The sequence below is a fragment of the Corynebacterium sp. MSK073 genome (assembly GCF_030232085.1).
Lineage (GTDB): Bacteria > Actinomycetota > Actinomycetes > Mycobacteriales > Mycobacteriaceae > Corynebacterium.
The window spans coordinates 1-329 of the sequence record NZ_JASPIY010000049.1 but is presented as its reverse complement, the minus strand read 5'-3'; the positions used below and the strand labels follow the sequence as shown (position 1 = coordinate 329).

Genomic DNA, 329 nt, shown 5'->3' with positions numbered 1-329 from the left:
GCGTGAAACACCAGCCCCTCAGGAACATCACTACGCAGTGTATGTGCCATCCGCAGCGCTCGTTCGACCAGGTATGTATCTTGCACGCTATCCATAGCCCAGCCCAGTACCCTGCGGGAATGACCGTCGCGAACTGCGCATAAGTACAACCAGCCCTCGCCGGTGCGCAGGTAGGTAATGTCTGACATCCATACTCGATTGAGCTCGCCGGTATCAAACATGCGCTTTACCAGGTCAGGAAGAGCAGATTTACGCTTAGATTGAATCGTTGTCACCGGCACAAAAGCACGCGGTGAAATCCCTTCAATGCCCATCAGACGCATCCGCTT

At 54.4% G+C, this 329-nt stretch carries 1 protein-coding gene; it reads right to left on the bottom strand.

Annotated elements, in window-relative coordinates:
• A partial coding sequence (locus tag QP970_RS11630) for a DDE-type integrase/transposase/recombinase (RefSeq protein WP_284869971.1) occupies positions 1-329 on the bottom strand: 329 nt, incomplete at both ends.